The sequence below is a fragment of the Halorussus litoreus genome, assembly GCF_003382685.1.
GTDB lineage: Archaea > Halobacteriota > Halobacteria > Halobacteriales > Haladaptataceae > Halorussus > Halorussus litoreus.
Window position 1 is genome coordinate 14,004 of record NZ_QLVG01000046.1, and the last position, 16,414, is coordinate 30,417.

The 16,414-nt window shown below is 67.1% G+C and carries 11 protein-coding genes; 5 read left to right on the forward strand and 6 right to left on the reverse strand.

Annotated features, from left to right (window positions below):
- Window positions 1–95: 95 nt before the first annotated feature.
- The 4 genes from DPQ64_RS13940 (at window position 96) to DPQ64_RS13955 (ending at window position 3,013) form a co-directional block, all read left to right on the forward strand.
- Window positions 96–1,049, forward strand: a complete 954-nt coding sequence (locus DPQ64_RS13940; protein WP_115864927.1) for an ABC transporter ATP-binding protein — start codon at window positions 96–98, stop codon at window positions 1,047–1,049.
- Window positions 1,046–1,879 (forward strand): ABC transporter permease subunit, encoded by an 834-nt coding sequence (locus DPQ64_RS13945; protein WP_115864928.1) that lies wholly within the window; start codon window positions 1,046–1,048, stop codon window positions 1,877–1,879. The genes DPQ64_RS13940 and DPQ64_RS13945 overlap by 4 nt, the downstream gene beginning before the upstream one ends.
- Window positions 1,880–1,968: 89 nt before the next feature.
- Window positions 1,969–2,523 carry an NUDIX hydrolase gene (locus DPQ64_RS13950; RefSeq protein WP_115864929.1) on the forward strand — a complete coding sequence of 185 codons (555 nt, stop codon included), beginning with the start codon at window positions 1,969–1,971 and terminating at the stop codon, window positions 2,521–2,523.
- Window positions 2,524–2,548: 25 nt separating this feature from the next.
- Window positions 2,549–3,013: a DoxX family membrane protein gene (locus DPQ64_RS13955; RefSeq protein WP_368276120.1), complete on the forward strand. Its 465-nt coding sequence runs from the start codon at window positions 2,549–2,551 to the stop codon at window positions 3,011–3,013.
- 644 nt (window positions 3,014–3,657) lie between these two features.
- Here DPQ64_RS13955 and DPQ64_RS13965 read toward each other — a convergent pair.
- From DPQ64_RS13965 to DPQ64_RS13975, 3 genes are all read right to left on the reverse strand, one after another.
- Window positions 3,658–4,707 (reverse strand): NAD(P)-dependent glycerol-1-phosphate dehydrogenase, encoded by a 1,050-nt coding sequence (locus tag DPQ64_RS13965; protein WP_115864931.1) that lies wholly within the window; start codon window positions 4,705–4,707, stop codon window positions 3,658–3,660.
- 73 nt (window positions 4,708–4,780) lie between these two features.
- A complete protein-coding gene (locus DPQ64_RS13970; protein ID WP_115864932.1) occupies window positions 4,781–5,464 on the reverse strand; it encodes a hypothetical protein in 684 nt (227 codons plus the stop codon).
- Window positions 5,465–6,196: 732 nt separating this feature from the next.
- Window positions 6,197–7,186, reverse strand: a complete 990-nt coding sequence (locus DPQ64_RS13975) for an NAD-dependent epimerase/dehydratase family protein (RefSeq protein WP_115864933.1) — start codon at window positions 7,184–7,186, stop codon at window positions 6,197–6,199.
- A gap of 225 nt (window positions 7,187–7,411) precedes the next feature.
- Here DPQ64_RS13975 and DPQ64_RS13980 point away from each other — a divergent pair, with 225 nt between their 5' ends.
- A complete protein-coding gene (locus DPQ64_RS13980; RefSeq protein ID WP_115864934.1) occupies window positions 7,412–8,170 on the forward strand; it encodes a GNAT family N-acetyltransferase in 759 nt (252 codons plus the stop codon).
- A 70-nt stretch (window positions 8,171–8,240) separates the two neighbouring features.
- Here the strand turns inward: DPQ64_RS13980 and gltB are convergent, their stop codons facing one another.
- From gltB to DPQ64_RS13995, 3 genes are all read right to left on the reverse strand, one after another.
- Window positions 8,241–13,055: a glutamate synthase large subunit gene (gene gltB / locus DPQ64_RS13985; protein WP_115864935.1), complete on the reverse strand. Its 4,815-nt coding sequence runs from the start codon at window positions 13,053–13,055 to the stop codon at window positions 8,241–8,243.
- Between the two features lie 767 nt (window positions 13,056–13,822).
- Window positions 13,823–14,899, reverse strand: a complete 1,077-nt coding sequence (locus DPQ64_RS13990; protein WP_115864936.1) for a 3-oxoacyl-ACP synthase — start codon at window positions 14,897–14,899, stop codon at window positions 13,823–13,825.
- Window positions 14,900–15,114: 215 nt separating this feature from the next.
- The gene (locus tag DPQ64_RS13995; protein ID WP_198662137.1) at window positions 15,115–16,281 is read right to left on the reverse strand and encodes a branched-chain amino acid ABC transporter permease; all 1,167 of its coding nucleotides are present in this window, start codon (window positions 16,279–16,281) and stop codon (window positions 15,115–15,117) included.
- Window positions 16,282–16,414 lie beyond the last annotated feature (133 nt).

Genomic DNA, 16,414 nt, shown 5'->3' on the forward strand with positions numbered 1-16,414 from the left:
TTTTTACGGACGCGTCGGTCGTCGTTACGGTCGATGATGCGACGCACCGTCTGCGAGTGGAAACCCCTAAATCGTAAGGAAACGGAGGAGTTAGCGTGACTGCAATCGAGACGACCGACCTTACCAAGCGGTTCGGCGACGACGTACTCGCTGTCGAGTCGCTCGATCTCACCGTCGAGGAGGGCGAGATATTCGGCTTCCTCGGCCCGAACGGGGCCGGAAAGTCGACGACCATCAACCTCCTGCTCGACTTCATCCGGCCGAGCGAGGGATCTGCGACCGTGCTGGGCTACGACGCCCAGCGCGAGACCCAGGCCATCCGCGACCGGGTGGGCGTGCTGCCGGAGGGCGCGACCCTCTACGACCGGCTGACCGCGCGCGAACACGTCGAGTGGGTCGCCGAGACGAAAGGCGTCGACGACGACCCGGATGCCATCCTCGACCGAGTGGGACTCGACGAGGACGACCGCCAGCGCCGCGCGGGCGGTTACTCGAAGGGAATGGGCCAGCGCCTCGGCCTCGGGATGGCGCTGGTCGGCGACCCTGACCTGCTCGTCCTCGACGAGCCGTCGTCCGGGCTCGACCCCAACGGCATCCAGGAGATGCGCGAGCTCATCCGCGAGGAGGCCGAGCGCGGGACGACCGTGTTCTTCTCCAGCCACATCCTGCCGCAGGTCGAGGCGGTCTGCGACCGGGTGGGCATCATGAACGCGGGCCGGCTGGTCGCCGAGGACACCATCGCGGGCCTGCGCGAGTCGGCGGGCGGCCAGAGCGAGGTCTCGGCGACGGTCGAGACGGTTCCTGAGGACCTCGACCTCACGGCGGTCTCGGGCGTGGAAGATGCGACCGTCGACGGCTCGACGATCACCGCGGTCTGTTCGACCCCGTCCGCGAAGATGGCCGCGCTCGAACACGTCCACGAGCGGACTCCGGTGCTCGACATCCACTCCGAGGACGCGTCGCTCGAGGACCTGTTCAACCGGTACACCGGCGACGAGGTCGAACAGCCCGATTCCTCCGAGGCGGAGTCTGCGGAGGTGGTGGCGTGAGCCTCGCCGCGGTCGTCCGGAAGGACTTCAGGGACGTGCGCCGGGCGAAGCTGCTGTGGTTCGTCGGCGGCATCTACACCCTGTTCGCGGTGCTCTTTTTCTACGTCGGGAGCACGAACGAGAACCCCGACGTGCTGGTCCAGCTGTGGAACATGTCCGGGCTGGCCATCCTGTTCATCCCGCTGGTCGCGCTGGTGGCCGCCTACCTCGCCATCGCCGGCGAGCGCGAGTCGGGCAGCATCAAGTACCTGCTGTCGATTCCGAACCGGCGAAGCGACGTGGTGTTCGGCAAGTTCCTCTCACGGGCCGCGCTGGTCTGTGGCGCTATCGTGCTGGCGTTCGGTGCCGGTGCCGTGCTGACGGCCGCGCTCTACCCCGCGCTGGAGTTCGCCACGTTCACACGAGTCGTCGCGCTCGTGCTGTACTTCGCGCTGGCGTACGTCGCGGTCGCGGTCGGCATCTCGGCGATGACCGCCACGCGCTCGCGGTCGATGGCGGGAGCCATCGGCTACTTCTTCGTGTTCAACGTGCTCTGGATCCAGGGCTCGGCGTTCTCCGTCGTGGGCGCGCTCCGGTTCGTGTTCGAGGACACGCTGGGCATCGAACTCGCCCAGAACACGGAGCTGTTCGTCCAGAGCCTGAGCCCGGCGACCGCGTATCTCCAGTCGCTTCGGCTCGCGTTCCCCGACGGCTACCGGGACATCCCGCCGGCCGACCCCTCGACGCCGTTCTACCTCCAGCCGGAGTTCATGCTGGTCATCCTCGCGGCGTGGATCGTCCTGCCGCTGCTGGCCGGCTTCCTGTCGTTCCGGCGGGCCGACATCGGATAGCGCAGTCGGACAGTGGGTCCGACATCGGGTAGCGCAGTCGGACAGCGGGTAACGGAACTATCTTCTTTCTCTCCCGCGAAGCCCGGCTCGTGACCGTCACGGAACGCTCGCGGGAGGCCGTCGCCGACGCGCTCGACCGCCTCGACGCCGCGTACGGCGACTTCGAACTGGTCGAGAAAACGTGGCACCACTCTCCGGACGCCTACAAGGGCGTCCGCGAGCGATTCGAGGCCGGAACGCTCGGCGGCGCGGGCGTCTGGACTACCGACGAGCGCGGGCGGGTCCTGCTGGTGCGCCACGAGGGCGACGACGCGTGGAGCGACCCCGGTGGCAAGCAGGAGCCCGGCGAGCGCTTCGAGGAGACTGCGCGGCGCGAAACTCGCGAGGAGACCGGCATCGAGGTCGAGCTCTCGGGCGTCAGGCAGGCACACCGCGTGACCATTCGCCCGAACGAGAGCGACCGTCCACCCGTCCACCGCCTCATCGTGCTCTTCGACGGGGAGTACGTCTCGGGCGAGACTCGCCCGCGGGAGGGCGAAATCGCCGAGGTCCGCTGGTGGGCCGAGTGCCCGGCCGAACTGCTGTACCCAGAGCTGGCCGAGTTCCCGATTCCAGGCGAGTCCGACTCCGGCGAACAGAGGTAAGTCGCTCGCAGGCGTACGTTCTCCCGTGACATTACGCGAGAGCGAACCGACCGAGAGCATCGCGGAAACCGCAGAGCAGGCCGTCGAGAACCTCCGGGAGGAGGAAGGGCCGAAGACTCACTCGCCGACGTTCAGGCTGGCCCGCCTGCTGTACGGCGGCGTGCTGGCGTTCATCGCGGTGGACAACCTCCGGAACAACGACCAGATGGTCGGCTACGCCGAGAGCAAGGGCGCGCCGATGGCCGACCTGTCGGTGCCGGCGATTAGCGGGAGCCTGCTGTTCGGCGGACTGGGCATCGCGCTCTGGAAGCTCCCGCGGGCGGCCGCGGGCGCGGCGGCAACGTTCTTCGTCTCCATCACGCCGGTGATGCACGACTTCTGGGCGGTCGAGGACGAGGAGGAGAAACAGCAACAGCAGATCCACTTCCTGAAGAACGCCGCGTTGCTCGGCTCGGCGCTGGCGTTCCTCCGCATCGGCGAGGACGACTAGGACGCGTTCGGAGTTCTGTTTTCGTCTGTGGTGGTGTCTCGTTCATTCGATTGGAGATTCCAACCATTCCGAGAGCTGGAATCGAAGAACCCGGCGCGCGTGAGCAGTGCGCGGCGCGGAGCTTCGCTCCGCGAACCGCTCGTTCGAGGCGGTGGAACCGCCTCGAACGAGCGGTTCCTTTGTTCAGAATCGTCGCTGTAACGGTCGCTCAATTGAGAGCGTGAACTCGTCACTACCCCGCTGTTGTGTCGGTCAGAACTCGAATATCGATAGGCGTGGCCAAACCGTGACGAGAAGGAGCAACAGGAGATTCACAAGCAGCATTCCGAGAACGACAAGCAGTACTTGCGCAATCCAGCGGGTGCTATTCTGCTGGAATCGACCTCGTTCCTCCAGTACCTGCATGCCCTTCTTGTACACACCGACGATGAGCAAGATGGCGAGAGCATACATCACGGCCTCAATAGCGAACGCACGAAGCGAGGGATAGGGACCAAATAGCGGAAGCACGGATAACAGATACGACGAGGTATGAAAAGTATTTGTCATCTATCCACTGCTCAATTCACACCACGAATTGAGCAAAACCACCGAGTCAATTACGCACTCAAAACTGGATAAAGAAGACGTATTACCAACTACTGTTAGATAACCCCGGTCGTCTCCGCGGCCTCGACCGCCGCGGGCTCGCTCATCCCGTTGCCCAGAATCGTGTAGCGGTCCCTGATCTCGTGGGCCGAGGTCAGCGCCGCGACGACCGTCGCGTCGTCGATGCCCAACTCCTCGGCGGTGGTCGGGGCACCGATGGTGCCGAGCGCGCGCCGGACGCCCTGCCAGTTGCCGCCGTGGAGGTACTCCGCGACGATGGTGCCCACGCCGACCTGATGGCCGTGGAGCGCGGCGTCTGGGACCAAGCGGTCGAGCTGGTGGCTGAACAGGTGCTCGGCGCCGCTGGCGGGCCGAGAGGAGTCCGCGATGGACATCGCGACGCCCGAGGAGACCAGTGCCTTCACGACGACCCACGCCGACTCCTCCAGTCCCTGCTTGATGGAGTCGGCGTTGTCGACCAGCATCTCGGCGGTCATCTCCGCGAGCGCTGCCGAGTAGTGCGAGTACTCGACGTTCTGGAGCCGGTTGGCGAGCCGCCAGTCCTTGACCGCGGTGTAGTTGCTGATGATGTCCGCACAGCCTGCGGTCGTGAGCCGCCACGGCGCGTCGGCGAGGATCTCGGTGTCCGCCACGACCGCGAGCGGCGGTTCGGCGGCGACGCTGTGGCGAGTGTCGCCCTCCGGCACCGACCCGCGGCCGGAGACGATGCCGTCGTGGCTCGCCGCGGTCGGCACCGAGACGAAGCCGGTTTCGAGTTCGTGGCTCGCCATCTTCGCGATGTCGATGGCCTTCCCGCCGCCGACGCCGACGAGGTAGCCCGCTTCGGCTTCGCGGGCCACGCCGATGACGCGCTGGACCGCCTCGAACGTCGCCTCCTCGATCTCGACCACCGCGGGGTCGTCGCCCGCCGCCTCGAAGTCGGCCGCCACGCGGTCGGCCGCCACCTCGCGGGGCGTCGGGCTGGTGACCACCAGTGGACGCCCCTGGAGGTGGAGTTCGGCGACCGCCTCGACGGTCCGGTCGAGGACGCCGTGGCCGACCACTACGTTCCGGGGGAGCCGGATCCACGTCGACTTGTCGAACATACCTGCTACTCTCTCGCGGGCGGGCAAAACAGTTTACCTCTGCTGTCCCGGCGTCGAATCCTTCGATACACCGCTACTCCGGCCGCGTCCCGCGCGAGGAACCCCACCCGGCGTCGTTCGAGCGCTGGGTCGGCCGGAGCGCGTGGCGGACGGCCAGCAGATGCTTGGCGAACACCGCACAGGCGAGTATCGCGCCGCCGACGATTGCGCTGGGCGAGAAACCAACCACGGGTGCGACCGAGTCCGCGACCATCCAGGTCGGCAGGTAGACGACGCCGGTGACGACGAGCAGCCACGCGGTCGCTCCGGCAGCCTCCAGCACGGCCAACCCGATGGTCGCGCGCTGGACCACGGTGGCGAGCGGTCGCCGCCCGCGGACCGCGTTGTCCGCGACGGTGTGGCGGACCACCAGCGCGACGGCGAGCCCCAATCCCGCGCTCACGACGCCCGCGAGGCCGCCGCCGAGCCACTGCACCGCCCCTAGCCAGCCGACCCAGAGCGCGGCCCCGCCGAGCGCCAGCCCCGCGACGGCGCGGGTCGGAACCGGGCGACCCCAGCCGTTGACCGTGACGTGGACCAAAAGCGCCTCGATCAGCATTCCGGCCGCGAGCGCGACGACGCCGACCGCGGCGTCGGCCGAGATAGGCGCGGCGTCGCTCACCAGTCCGAGCCAGACCGACAGCGCCGTGACCTCCACCGCGGTCAGCAGAAGGACACCGACCCCGCGGACGGTCGCCCGGATGGTTTCGCGGATCATCGTCGGCCCTGCGAGAAGAACGTTCGACCACGACGCAGCACTGACATGGGCCGGTGTACGTCGGACGGGGTGTTTGTTATCACCCACCTGTAACCAGTAGTAGGTCCCTGAAAACGGTTCTACACCGCGATTAACTGGGTTTTCGGCCGGTCTTGGGAATAATATATATAATTTTGTATATTTTCCAGCATTCGGCGAGGTGACGACGCTTTCGGGACGACGAGACGGTCGACTCCTAGCTGTGTAATGAGGTGTATCCTCGTCCAGCGCGATACATTCCGCCTTCCATCCGGCGCGCTACATTTCCACTTTCCATCCGGCGCGTGCTGGCGCGGCCTCCGTGCCGCGCCAAAACGCGCGAGGGACGAGCATCGCAGGCCGCAGGCCGAGAAGCGCAGGCGGCTGGGGAGGTTCGAGGCCCGCGGTCGCGGTGCTGATGCGGTCACGCCGAGGCGCAAGCAGTAGCTATCTCAACACTGTCCTCCAATCCGAGAATCATGAAGCTAGCTACTGCCGATGCACATGAGTCGCCGCAGCCTCACACCTCCCCAGCCTCCTCCTTCGCTCCCTTCGGTCGCGTCAGTCGTCCCTCGCGCGCGTTGCTCGCGCGCGCCAGATACCTAAAATAGCCTCTACAGAGTAGACTCGATTGATTTCCACAGGCCAGAGCCAAATCCGAACGTCCTCGACAGAACAACACCGAACTCAAACGGTCACGAAGAACGTTTCAGTTCACAACGTATCGAGAACACCCAGAACGCGCTCCTCGGCGTCCCGGCCCGGGTCGTGCTCGCTGCCGTCGCGGTCGCTGTCGAGGTGGTCGGCCACCGTGGCCTCCATCGCCTCGTCGAGTGGCGTGGAGTCCCAGCCGAGCGAGGCCAGTTTGTCCGTGTCCAACAGATGCGGGTAGCCCCGATACAGCGGGAAGTCCGTGGGCGCGAGTTCCGCCGCGGCGAGTTCCCGCTCGACTGCGTGGACGATTTCGACATCAGTATCCAATGCCTCGGCGATCAACTCGACCATCTCGTCGATGGTCACCGCGCAGCGGTCCCCGACGTTGTACGCCTCGCCGGGCGTCCCCTCCTCGGCGACGACCCGGAGCGCGCTCGCCACGTCGGCCGCGTACGCGCGGTGCCAGAGGCTGTCGCCGTCGCCGGGCACGACCACTCGGTCGTAGTTCGCCACGCGGTCGATCCAGTAGTCGAGGCGTTCGGTGTAGTCGTAGGGGCCGTAGACGACGCAGGGGCGGACACTGTAGGCGTTCACGCCGCGCTCGCCCGCCGCGAAGACCGCGCGGTCGCCCTCGGCCTTCCGATTGCCGTACGTCTCGTGAGAGTCGTCGGTCGCCTGCTCGCGCGTGCAGGGCCGCAGTTCCGTCTCGTCCTCGCGCTTGGGGATGTCGTCTGCGGCGTACGCCGAGCCGCTGGAGACGTACACGTACGCGTCGACCTCGGAGAAAATCTCGGTCGCGGCCCGGACCTCCCGGGGCGCGTACGCCACGCAGTCGAACACCGCGTCAGGGTCGACCGACCGCTCGGCAGCCTCCAGCGCCGATTCGTTGGTCCGGTCGCCCTCGACGTGGGCAACTCCGTCCTCCTCCGCGAAGGGGTTCTCGTGGCTCCCGCGGTTGAAGATGGTCACGTCGTAGTCGTGGTCGAGCAGTTCCCCGACGAGGTGGCGACCGATGAAGCGCGTGCCGCCGATGACGAGCGCCGAGTCCATGTCCGGGAGGATGGCCGTCCGGTAGGAAAACGCTACCGAAGGCGAACCGAAACGAATCCGAGGACGGACTTCGATGGGGTCGAATGTATCGAGCGTCCACTCTTCCGACCAGTTCCGGACGGACAGTTTACGGTTCCAAATTTCTCCGTACGAGCGTCCACTTTTCGACCGCTTTTCGCGAAGCGGGTACAACGCTTATGGGGGAGAACGTGGTACGAGGTGTGCATGGGTCAGAGCAAAGCCGAGTCCGACGGCATCGAAATCCGGAAAGCCGAACGGAGCGACGCCGACGGCATCCGGGACGTCGCCCTCCAGTCGCTCCGGTCCTCCTACGACGAAATCCTCGATGACGACGAGATCGAGCAGGCCGTCGAAGGGTGGTACGGCGACGACGCGTTGGAGGTGGAACTCGACGAAGAGGGGTTGGCGTATTTCGTCGCGGTGGCCGGCGACGAGGTCGTGGGCTTCTCGCAGAACCTCGTCGCGGACGGCACCGGAACCATCCTGTGGCTCCACGTCGACCCGGACAACCGCGACCAGCACGTCGGGACCACGCTGCTGAACCACACGCAGGCGGCCCTCTCCGAGCGCGGGGTCGACCGCATCGCGGCCGAGGTCCTGACTGCCAACGAGCGGGGCTGCAGCTTCTACGAGGCCAACGGCTTCGAGAAGACCGGCGAGCGCGAGAAGCAGATCGGCGACCAGACTCACGTCGAGAACGTGTACGTCCACGAGGGTCGAGTCGTCTACGAACCTCGCGAGTTCGAGGGCAACAACCTCTACGTCAACTGGGCCGAGAGCGAGCGCGGCTCGGACGCCCCGTTCTACGCGGCGTACGCCGACGAGGACGGGGAGGACCTCTGGGGCTGGTTCTGCTCGAACTGCGAGAGCTTCGACACGGTGATGGATTCGATGGAGCGACTGGAGTGCAACGACTGTGGCAACCAGAAGAAGCCGGTGCGGTGGGACGCATCGTACCTGTAGCGTCACTCGGTCGTACAGCTCTCAGTGCAGAAAGCGAAGGACTCGATCAAAATACAGAAAACGTGATCGGTTAGTCCGCCCCGCTCCGGACCGCAGCGCCGCACTCCTCGGTCGCAGTCGCCCGGGGCGGCGGCGAGTTCCGCACGTCCTCGCGACCTTCCTCGGTCACGGCGCGCTCGTAGGCTTCAGGCACCACCTTCACGAACGACGACAGCGCGGCCTCCCAGTCGGCCAGCAGTTCCGCCGCGCGGTCGCTGTCGGTGTAGGCCGCGTGGTTCTCGACCAACCGGCGGAGGACGCGCTCGTCGCGCTCGGAGAGGTCGGCGGAGAGGTCGACCATGCCGGGATTAACCGTCTCATCGAAGTCGCCATTCTCGTCGAACACGTACGCTACGCCGCCGGACATCCCGGCCGCGAAGTTCTTGCCGGTGTCGCCAAGCACCGCGACGACTCCGCCGGTCATGTACTCGCAGCCGTGGTCGCCGACGCCCTCGACGACCGCCTGCACGCCGGAGTTGCGCACCGCGAACCGCTCGCCCGCGACGCCGTTGACGTACGCCTCGCCGTCGGTCGCGCCGTACAGCGCGACGTTGCCGACGACGACGTTCTCGGTCGGGTCGTAGGCGGCCACTTCCGGGGTCTCGACTGTGATCCGGCCGCCAGAGAGCCCCTTGCCGAGGTAGTCGTTCGCTGCCCCGGTGAGCCGGAAGTCGACGCCCGACTGGAGGAAGGCCCCGAAGCTCTGGCCCGCGGTCCCGCGGAACGAGCAGGTGACGGCGTCGTCGGGCAGGCCGGACTCGCCGTACGCCTCGGAGATGCGGCCCGACAGCATCGCGCCGACCGCCCTGTCCTCGTTGCCGACTTCGGACTCGATCTGGACCGGTTCGGCGGCTTCGATTGCCGGCTCGGCCGCGTCGATCAACTCCCGGTCGAGGTGATCGTCGACCTCGTGGGTCTGTTCGCGAGTCTTGGTGCGCTGGGGGCCCGCCGCCGGGTCGTGGTCGCCGGGCTCGGCAATGACTCCGGAGAGGTCGAGGTCGCGTGCCCGCGGGTGGTCGGTGTCGCGCTGGTCGAGGCAGTCGACGCGGCCGACCATCTCCTCAACCGTCTCGAAGCCGAGTTCGGCCATGATCTCGCGGAGTTCCTGGGCGATGAACGTCACGTAGTTGACGACGTGGTCGGGCTCACCGGGGAAGCGGTTCCGGAGGTCCTCGTCCTGGGTCGCCACGCCGACCGGGCAGTTGTTGGTGTGACAGATGCGGGCCATCACGCAGCCCGAACTCACGAGGCTGGCGGTGCCGAACACGTACTCCTCCGCGCCGAGCAGCGCCGCGACTGCCACGTCCCGGCCGGTCTTTAGCCCGCCGTCGACGCTCACGCGGATGCGCGAGCGCAGGCCGGTCTCCCGGAGCATCTGGTTGGCCTCAGCGAGGCCGAGTTCCCACGGCAGGCCCGCGTGCTTGATGGAGGTCTTCGGGCTCGCGCCGGTGCCGCCCGAATGGCCCGACACGTGGACCACGTCGGCGTTGGCCTTCGCGACTCCCGCCGCGATGGTGCCGATGCCGTCTTCGGAGACCAGCTTGACGTTCACGTCGGCGTCGGGGTTCGCGCACTTCAGGTCGTGGACCAACTGCTTGAGGTCCTCGATGGAGTAGATGTCGTGCTGGGGCGGCGGCGAGATGAGCCCGACCCCCGGCGTGGCGTACCTGACGTGGGCGATCATCTCGTTTACCTTCCGGCCCGGCAGGTGGCCGCCCTCGCCGGGCTTCGAACCCTGGGCCATCTTGATCTGGACCTCGTCGGCGCTGGCGAGGTACGCGCTCGTGACACCGAATCGGCCCGAGGCGACCTGCTTGACGTTGCACTCGCGCTCGGTGTCGAACCGCTCGGGGGGTTCGCCCCCCTCGCCCGTATTCGACTTCGCGCCGAGGCGGTTCATCGCGACCGCGTTGTTCTCGTGGGCCTCGGGCGACAGCGAGCCGAGGCTCATCGCGGCGGTCGAGAACCGCTCGACGATGGACTCGACCGACTCGACTGCTTCGATAGGGACCGACTCGCGGTCCTCGGCGTCGAATTCGAGCAGCCCGCGAAGCGTCTGGAGGTTGCCGTTCTGGTCGTCGATGGCTTCCGAGAACTCCCCGAACGTGTCGTAGTCGCCCTGCCGGACCGCGCGCTGGAGCGTACCGACCGTCTCGGGGTTCCACTGATGGCGGCGGCCGTTCGTCCGGTTCTCGAACTCGCCCTGCCGTTCGGGCTCGGGGGCGTCTTCGCCGTCCCCGCCGCTCTCGCCGTCCTCCCCTCGACCGAAGGCTTTCGCGTGACGCTCGCGCAGGTCGGCCGCCACGCCGTCGATGTCGACGCCCTCGGTGCGGGCGGGCGTGCCCTCGAAGTACTCCTCAACGAACTCCGAGTCGAGGCCGACCGCCTCGAAGATCTGCGCGCCGCGGTAGCTCTCGACCGTCGAGATGCCCATCTTCGCCATCACCTTCTGGAGGCCGTCTTCTACCGCGGCGACGTAGGCGTCGATGGCGTCGGACTCGTCTGCCCCATCGGGACCGGACACGACATCCGCGATGCTCTCGAACGCCAGCGTGGGGTTGACCGCGCCCGCGCCGTAGCCCACGAGACACGAGAGGTGGTGGACCGTCCGCGGGTCGCCGGACTCGACGACCAGTCCCGCGTGGTTGCGCAGCCCCTTGCGGACGAGGTGGTGGTGGACCGCGGCGGTCGCGAGCAGGCTCGGGACGGCGAGTCGGTCGGGGCCCACCTGCCGGTCCGAGAGGACGACGATCTCCGCGCCGGACTCGACCGCCTCGGCGGTCTCGCGGCGCACGCGCCTGACGGCGGTGTCGAGGTCGGGCGAGGACGAGGGTGAGGACGCCGACGCGTCGGCGTCCTCACCCTCGTCCGCAGCGGCTGGAGCGGGATACGTCAGGTCCACTGTCGCGGTCGGGATCTCGTCCTGCTCGCGCACCGCGGCCAGCCGGGCGTCGGTCAGCACCGGCGAGTCGAGTACGAGCTGGCGCGCGTGGTCGGGCGACTCGGCGAGCAGGTTGCGCTGGCAGCCCAGCCGGGTTTCGAGACTGGTGACACAATCCTCGCGGAGGTAGTCGATTGGCGGGTTCGACACCTGCGCGAACAGCTGCTTGAAGTACGAGAAAAGCGGCCGATCGAACTCCGAGAGCACCGACAGCGGCGTGTCGTCGCCCATCGACCCGACGGGGTCCTTGCCCGCGGTCGACATCGGTTCGAGCAGTTCGTCGAGTTCGTCGCGGGTGTAGCCGAACGCGGCCTGTCGTTCGCGGAGGCTGGCGTCGACGCGCGCGTCGACGCCAGCCTCCGCGCGGGGTGCTTCATTCGTCGCAGCGCCGAGTTCGACCTGCTGGTCGTCGACCCACTCGCCGTACGTCTCGTCGGTCAAGTCCTCGAACACCTCGGAGTCGGGGACGACGCGGCCTTCTTCGGGGTCCGCGAGGAAGAGCTGGCCGGGTTCGAGCCGGCCGCGCTCGACCACGTTCTCCTCCGGGAGGTCGAGCGCGCCGGCCTCGCTCGCCATCACGAGCCGGTCGTCGTCGGTCACGTCGTACCGGCAGGGCCGGAGCCCGTTGCGGTCGAGCACCGCGCCGACGCGCTCGCCGTCGGTCGCGGCCACCAGCGCGGGGCCGTCCCACGGTTCGAGCAGCGAGGCGTGGAAGTCGTAGAAGTCCCTGCGGTCGTCGTCCATCCGGTCGTCCTTGCGCCATGCTTCGGGCACCATCATCCGGAGCGCGTGCGGGAGGTCCCGGCCGCCCCGCATCAGGAGTTCGAGCGCGTTGTCGACCGCGGCGGTGTCGCTGCCCTCCGGGTCGGCGACGATGGGGGTGAGCCGCTCGGTCGGGAAGCGGTCGCTGTCGAGGTCGTTCTCGCGGGTCCGCATCCAGTTGACGTTCCCCCGGATGGTGTTGAACTCCCCGTTGTGGACCACGTTGCGGTACGGGTGCGCGAGGTGCCACGCGCCGAGCGTGTTGGTCGAGAACCGGGCGTGGACCATGGCGAACGTCGTTTCGAGCCGGTCGTCCCGGAGGTCCGGGAAGTACACCGGGAGCTGTGGGCCGGTCAGCAGGCCCTTGTAGACGACCGTCTGGCGGTCGAGCGAGACGACGTAGAACCGGTCCGCGCCCGCGAGGTCGACCGACGAGACGGTGCGTTCGAGCGCGCGCCGGGCGACGTACAGCCGGCTGTCGAACGCCTCCGGGGTCGAGGTGTCCTTCTCCCCGGAGTCTGCGTCTGCTCTCCCGTCGTCCTCGTCACCCCCAGCCCTGACGAAGCACTGCCAGATGGCCGGTTCGGAGTCGAGCGCGGTCGCCCCCAGATCTGCGTCGCCGGTGGGCACCTCCCGCCAGTGGAACAGGTCGAGGCCCTCCTCGTCGAACAGGTTCTCCGCGAGCGACTGGATTCGCTCGCGGGCCTGCTCGTCCGTCGGAAAGAAGACGGTGCCCACCGCGTACTCGTCGGGGTCCGGGAACTGCCCCTCGATCTCCTCGCGCACTTCGTCGACGAAGAATTCGTGGGGCTTCTGGAGCAACACGCCCGCGCCGTCGCCGGTGTTCTCCTCCGCGCCGGTCGTACCGCGGTGTTCGAGGTTCTCAAGCAAGTCGAGGCCGTCCGCGAGCACGTCGTGGCCGCCGTTCCCGCCGGACGAGTCCGACGACGTGCGCGAACCGTCGGTTCGCTCACCCCCGCCGAGGTCCATCACGACACCGACGCCGCAGTTCGCGCGATAGTCGTCCGTGTCCGCGAGGAGGTCGTCGGCGTCGCGCGACTGTGGCTTCCGGCCATCGGCGGGGTTATGGCCGCCCTCGGGGTCGGGGTCCCCCGAGTCCGACTGCTTTGGATACTCTGACATACGCTAACTCTGAGCAAGAGATTATAAGAGGCTACCCCTGAATGACTAAGGGTTTGTTAATGCCAAATAAGGCTCCTATTACGTTCCAGTAGGGTATTAGCACTGCTGCGGAGAGGCGGCACCACTCTCAGGGCGTCTGCGCCGCAGTGATACGAAAACACGCCAAGGAAGGTTAGGTCGCTCCGAATCGACGTTTGCTCGAATGTTGATTTCATAAACGTCGGCGCGCGAGTAACGCGCGTGAGGGACGAGTAGCGTGGTTCGAAAATCGGAGATTTTCGTCATCCCAGAAATCTCCGATTTCTGGAGACAGTGGAGCGAAGCGACCGAGGCTTGCGAGACGCTTCGCGTCTCGCTGATCTGCGAACTACGTTCGCAGACAACGCAGGCGGCTGGGGAGGTTCGAGGTGCTGTGCTGTGCGGTTGCGGTCACGCCGAGGCGCAAGCGATAGCTAGCTTCACGATCTCGTTCGTTTCTGTCGTACGATTCACTGGGCGACCTACTGTTTGAGCCTCGGCGTGACCGCACCGCGACCGCGGGCCTCACGCCTCCCCAGCCACCTGCGCGTCTCGGTCTCCGGTCTGCGGCCCTCGTCCACCGTCGGAGCAACGCTCCCACGAGCCTGCGCTCGGTTCCCTCGCGCAGACGCCAGCGCGCGCCGGTCAGCAGGTGAAACAAGCGTCTCCGAACGAGTGAGGAGCCAGTCCGACCTAAGAGACGTGAAAAACAACCCGTGGGAACAGAACGAAACCAGAAGCGGCAGACCCTACCCCTGCCACTCCAGCACCGTCGCGGCCCACGTGTAGCCGGTCCCCGCGGCGAGGAAACAGATCACGTCGCCCGACTCCACCAAGCCTCGGTCGAGCGCTTCGTCGAGCGCCAGAATCTGGTCGACGCTCTGGACGTGGCCGTACTCGTCGAGGTAGTAATTTTCGGCGTCGAGTTCCTCGACCAGCAGGTCGTGGAACGACCGCTTCATGTGGGTCAGCGCCACGAAGTCCAGGTCCTCGCGGTCGTAGCCCGACCGCGCGAGCGCGTCGTCGGCCACGTCGAGGAAGTTCGGCAGGCTCACGTCAGCGAGGCGTTCTTTCATCCCCTCGGGGTCGGGTACGTCGAGCGAGTGCAGGCCCTGCTCGACCGTGTGGTGGCTCGGCGGGTTTCTGGACCCGCCCGCGGGCATCACCACGTCCTCGGAGAAGCTGCCGTCCGTGATGGCGGCGCTCTCGCGGACCGTGGCGCGAGTGCGGGACTCGTCGAGATTCCGTTCCGCGTCGCCCGGCTCTCGCTCCAGCACCATCGCGCACGCCCCGCTGCCGAAGTTGAACATGAACGACGAGTCCTGGTTCGAGTAGTCCACGAGGTCCTCCTCGCGGCTGGCCGAAACGAGTAACGCGGTCTCGGGCGCGTCAGCGAGGAGTTGGGCCTTGGCCTGCCGGATGGCCAGCGGCGCGCCCGCGCAGAGCGCGTAGCTCTCGACCGCGAACGCGTCATCGGCACCCAGTCGCTCGGCGACGTTCGCCGCCGCGCTCCACACCACGAAGTCCTTGAACTCCGAGCCGTGGTAGAGTACGAGGTCCACCTTTTCGGGCGCGAGGTCGGCGTCCGCGAGCGCGTCCTCAGCGGCTTTCACGCACATGTCCGTGGCGTGGTCGGCGTCAGACCCCGTCTGACGGGAATCGGCGTCGGGGGGACAGACTCGCTTCTCGCGGACGCCCATCTTCTCGACCACGACCTCCTCGGGGAGTCCGCTCTCGGCGGCGATCTCCTCGCCGGTGAGGACCTCCTCCGGGACGTAGGTGCCGTAGCCGGTGAGTCCGACGGTGGATTCGGTCTGCTCGGTCATCTAGCGTCCTCCCTTCGTTCCGGATTCTCCTGACTCCTTCGTCTGCGCGTGAACGTGGGAGTTGGAGCGACCAGCAGAACGGACGCGGTGACGTTTCCGAAAGCCCCCGCCCGAGGTGGTCTGTGTCACCGAGCACATCCTCGTGGATAGTGACACGGGCCGTTCCCCGGTCGAAAGGAAGACCGAGCGCGTCCCGGTGGTCGGCCCCACCGGCGTCACTTCCCGTCACCTCGCAGTCGCGCGGCGATCTGCTCGCCGACCGGACCGCCCAGCTTGTCCCGGACCGTGCCGAGCAGTCCGTTCGGCACGAACAGGACGAACAGCACGAATATCGCGCCGATGTACAGCTCGGCGTGGCCGTTCAGGAACGTGTCGATGGCCTGCCCGACCGTCAGCCCGTTGTACAGCTCGGTCGCCATCGTCGCGTCGCCGAGGTGTTCGCGGAGATACGGGAGCAGGCCGCCGCCCTGGCCGGCCTTCGAGAGGAACTCCGTCACCGTCTCGTCGAACAGCCAGCCGTACAGCGGGCCGGCGAGAGTGCCGAAGCCACCGATGATGGAGGCCAGCAATGCGTCGCCGGTCACGAGGAAGTAGAACGTGTTCTCCGGGGACACCGACCGCTGGAACCCGGCGAACAGCCCGCCCGCGACCGCGGCGAAAAAGGCGCTGACCGCGAACGCGCCGAGCTTGTACCAGAAGGTGGCGTAGCCCACCGCCTTCGCGCGCTCCTCGTTCTCGCGGATGGCGACCAGCACCTTCCCGAACGGCGAGTGGACGATGCGCTGCATCGCGAAGTAACAGATCAGCACCACGAGGCCGATCATGTAGTACGACACCTCGGCCTGATTGAACGAGAGGACGCCCAGCAGGCCCTCGACGCTATCGCCCGCCAGTTGGCCGATGGCGAGGTTGAGCGAGTCGATTCCCGGCACGCCGATGCTGAACGGGTCGGTCCGCTCCAGCACCGCGGGGCCGTCGCTCGGGTTGCTCGCCAGGTAGTCCCACTCGCGGACGAACACGTACAGCACCTGCGCGAAGCCCAGCGTGATCATCGCGAAGTAGACGCCGGTCAGCCGGAACGACACCGCGCCGATGAGTATCGCCAGCACGACCGCCAGCAGTCCGCCGAGCACCAGCAGGTAGACGAACGACGTGTCCGGCGCGAGCAGCGGGATCTTCCCGTTGGCCGCGAGGATGACGAAGTACGCCCCTGCGCCGTAGAACGCAGTGTGGCCGAACGAGAGGTAGCCCGTGTAGCCGCTGATGAAGTCGAACGACATGGCGAACAGGCCGAAGTAGAACACGACGATCATGGTCTCGACCCGCGGCAGCAGCGCCACCATCTCCGAACTCATCGGCGAGTTCACCAGTACCGAGTAGATGCCGGGGTAGGCCGCGAGCGCGAGCACGACCAGCAGGTGAGCGAACTGCTCGCGGGCGTAGCGGATCGGCCACGAGGTCGCGGATTCGGTTCCGCTTCCCTCGTCGGTATCGGTGGCTGCCCCAGTTCCGGCG